This window comes from Microcystis sp. M179S2, from assembly GCF_020245805.1.
Lineage (GTDB): Bacteria > Cyanobacteriota > Cyanobacteriia > Cyanobacteriales > Microcystaceae > Microcystis > Microcystis aeruginosa.
In genome coordinates this window covers 1-2878 of record NZ_JADBUE010000227.1, presented here as the reverse complement: position 1 = coordinate 2878, position 2878 = coordinate 1, and the positions used below count along the sequence as shown (strand labels likewise).

General features: G+C 39.4%; 3 protein-coding genes and 1 pseudogene. All 4 read left to right on the top strand.

All coding sequences use genetic code 11. The annotated features are described in order from the left end of the window. Positions 1-435, top strand: a pseudogene (locus tag IM500_RS14140) (hypothetical protein); the annotation flags it as partial. Between the two features lie 330 nt (positions 436-765). Further along, on the top strand, positions 766-1035 hold the full coding sequence (locus IM500_RS14135; protein ID WP_287738734.1) for a hypothetical protein: 270 nt from the start codon (positions 766-768) through the stop codon (positions 1033-1035). Then, positions 1028-1360 (top strand): hypothetical protein, encoded by a 333-nt coding sequence (locus IM500_RS14130; RefSeq protein WP_287738733.1) that lies wholly within the window; start codon positions 1028-1030, stop codon positions 1358-1360. The genes IM500_RS14135 and IM500_RS14130 overlap by 8 nt, the downstream gene beginning before the upstream one ends. 230 nt (positions 1361-1590) lie before the next feature. Continuing rightward, the gene (locus IM500_RS14125) at positions 1591-2877 is read left to right on the top strand and encodes an IS110 family transposase (RefSeq protein ID WP_287738732.1); all 1287 of its coding nucleotides are present in this window, start codon (positions 1591-1593) and stop codon (positions 2875-2877) included. The last annotated feature ends 1 nt before the right edge of the window (position 2878 follow it).

Genomic DNA, 2878 nt, shown 5'->3' with positions numbered 1-2878 from the left:
CTCTTAGACGCATGGCGTGACATTTGTAAGACTTACGCTGACCACGAGTTGACCCTCTATAAGGTCAAGGCTCATCTCGAAAATCCCTATCAGAGACCTAACTCCAAAAAGGTTAACATCTCTCTTGAGTCATGGGAGAAGCTACGGGAAAAGGCCGCCGAGTCTGGTATGTCTCCATCCAAGTTGTTAGAGGAACTGATCGAGTCACTACTCCCTGATGACGATGACCCTAGCCGTGACACTATACCGCCGGACGAACCGGATGAGCCGGATGAGGATGAGGATGAGGATGAGGATGAGGATGAGGATGAGGATGAGGATGACCTGCCTAATTTTGCTAAACGCTATCGGGCTAATTTTAGCCATCAGGATAATTACTACTCTCCTGTGGTTAACTCATACCTATTTGACAATGGGAAGTTAGTTCCTTTTTGATAGGGGGATTTTATTTTTGGGTACTTATTAAGGTAATTCCGATGAACAAAACAACAATTTTTGCGCGGGTAGAATTTTATAATTTTCTATCCCACTATTTCTCGATCATCCACAAACTGCTAGGCTTTTGTTCTCAGCATTTAGGGTTTGCCGAAAGTTTCGCAAATACGGCTTTATTTTCCATCCCTGTCTCGGACGGGTTAGACAATCTCAAGTCACATCGAAAACAAATATCTAAAATGCAAAAGCAAATACAAGGCTACAAGAGGGAAGTTGACGATCTCTCAAACAAAATTAAGCAGAGCATCTCTTACTGCAAGGAAAAAGAAAATGAATCAATTATCACAATCAGACCAATTAACTCAAGAGACTAAAATTTCTTTCCTATGGGAGACTTTCTCTGATTATGGACTACAGGCAATCTTGAGCGAATTAATCGATTTTATTTTAGAGAAATATCTTGATGAGTTTCATTGTGGGATTCTTGAGGATTACTTACTCCAGGCTAAAAATTCTGTCACTGTGCGGACTAATCGGGACGATTTACGACTAGAGATGAACTATCCTGATTTTACCAATGTGGAGGAAATTAATGGCTAATTTTTATTATGGCAGTGATCGAGGACAAGCCTACTGGATTAATTTAGATCAGGTTTGTTTTGTGGTAATAGAACCAGATAAATTAATCCTCAAAATGATAGATGGAAATTCTATCACAATTGACGAAGAAGACTATGATTCGCTTAAACAAATTCTCTGGATTTATACCGTTAACGCGGATGAAGAATACAAAGATAATGACAAGCGACACAATCATGAAGATGTTCCCACGCGAGAGGAAGTAGAAGCTAGTAACGATATCTTTAAACCAGAAGACTGGGAACCCAAAGACTGCGATCTAGATGATGATGAGATACCCTTTTAACCTAATCGCACCCTATCGGCCACGGTCGAGGGGATGGGGTTAGGGTCCAAACCTGATCCTAGTCCGAGAGTGCCTTTTTCTAAGATTTCAAGCATTAGCTTGCACTTCAATCGTAAGGCTTCGAGAACTTTTAAGAATTGTGCCTTTTAAAGTGAGATAGGGTTTAAAAAGCCCTACGGGAGTATCGTAAGGCTAATTCTTTTTAAACTCAATCACTCCTATTATAACCGATGAAAATACTAGGTATAGACGTTAGCCGTAATTGGGCTATCGTGGTTTTTTTGTGCGAATTTACGTCTGTTTCCCCTCTACAATACTCGAAAAGTATTGGAGAACCGATTAAAGGATACCCGCGAATTAAGGGAAATATTCAGCTTAATGACATAGCTTATAAGTTAGAATGCAATGCTGAAGCGATCGAGATTATTAAATCTTTGGCTGTTGACGCTATTATTTTAGAGCCTACGGGTTACTGGTATGCAAGCTTCTGGGTTAATTGTGCTAAGAAATTAGGGTTAGATATTTATTGGATATCCCATCAGCAAACCAAGATAAATCGACAGCATTATTTTAAGACTAAAAATAAAGATGATTATCTTGACGCTTTAACCATTGCCCTAACCTATTTTGATAAGTCAGGGTTAGACGATTTAGGAAATCCCCCGATTTTAAAGAATTACGACTATGACTCGCTCGATTTGTTGCGTCGGACTTTTCACGAGAGAGAACAGCTTGATAAAAACAAAAATTCTTTGATTAATCAACTTAGACAGCGATTGTGTTGTGAACACCCAGAAATCGCTCAAAGAGACTTTGATTATATTGGAGTTAACGGGTTTAATCCTACATTAGGACATATCGCTGGATTGAGAAATAACTCGCGGATTAAAGTCACGGCTGGCACTGGAGTTAGTGAATACAGTCAATTACTGGCTAATGATATTATCATGTATCAAACTAGAATATCAATTAAAGAAGAGGAATTAAGCGCCATCTTAGAACTGGAACAATTTCAAGCTTATTTTCAAGTGTTTGAGCATTTTCTTTTCGGTACTGTCACTCAGAGTTTACTGCTTTTGCACTGCTATCCTATCGAAAGATTTCTCGTTAACGGGAAACCTTACTTTAGAGGTAATCACGATATCAGCCTGAGAAAGTTTCAGGCTTATCTGGGGTTAGGATATTCTTACCAGATTTCTGGGGACACTTCCGCTAAACAGGACAAGGTTAAAAAGTCTTGGAAGGGTTCCGACTTAATGCGCTCTCACTTATACGCTCACGCACTGGTGACTATTTGCCCGAATAAACCCGCTAAAACTGAAATTATTAGCAAGCTTAAGCATTCTTGGCTCAATCCTCGTCTTCACGTCTATTACGACCACGAAAATGGTCAAAGAATCGAAAAAAAGAAAGAGTTACCCAGTTTTAAGGCACTAGGTAAGGATGGACTGTGCCGCTTACTGTTTTATGAGACTAGGCTTCTTTATCAACTTTTGACAGACAATTTGGTAAAGTGAT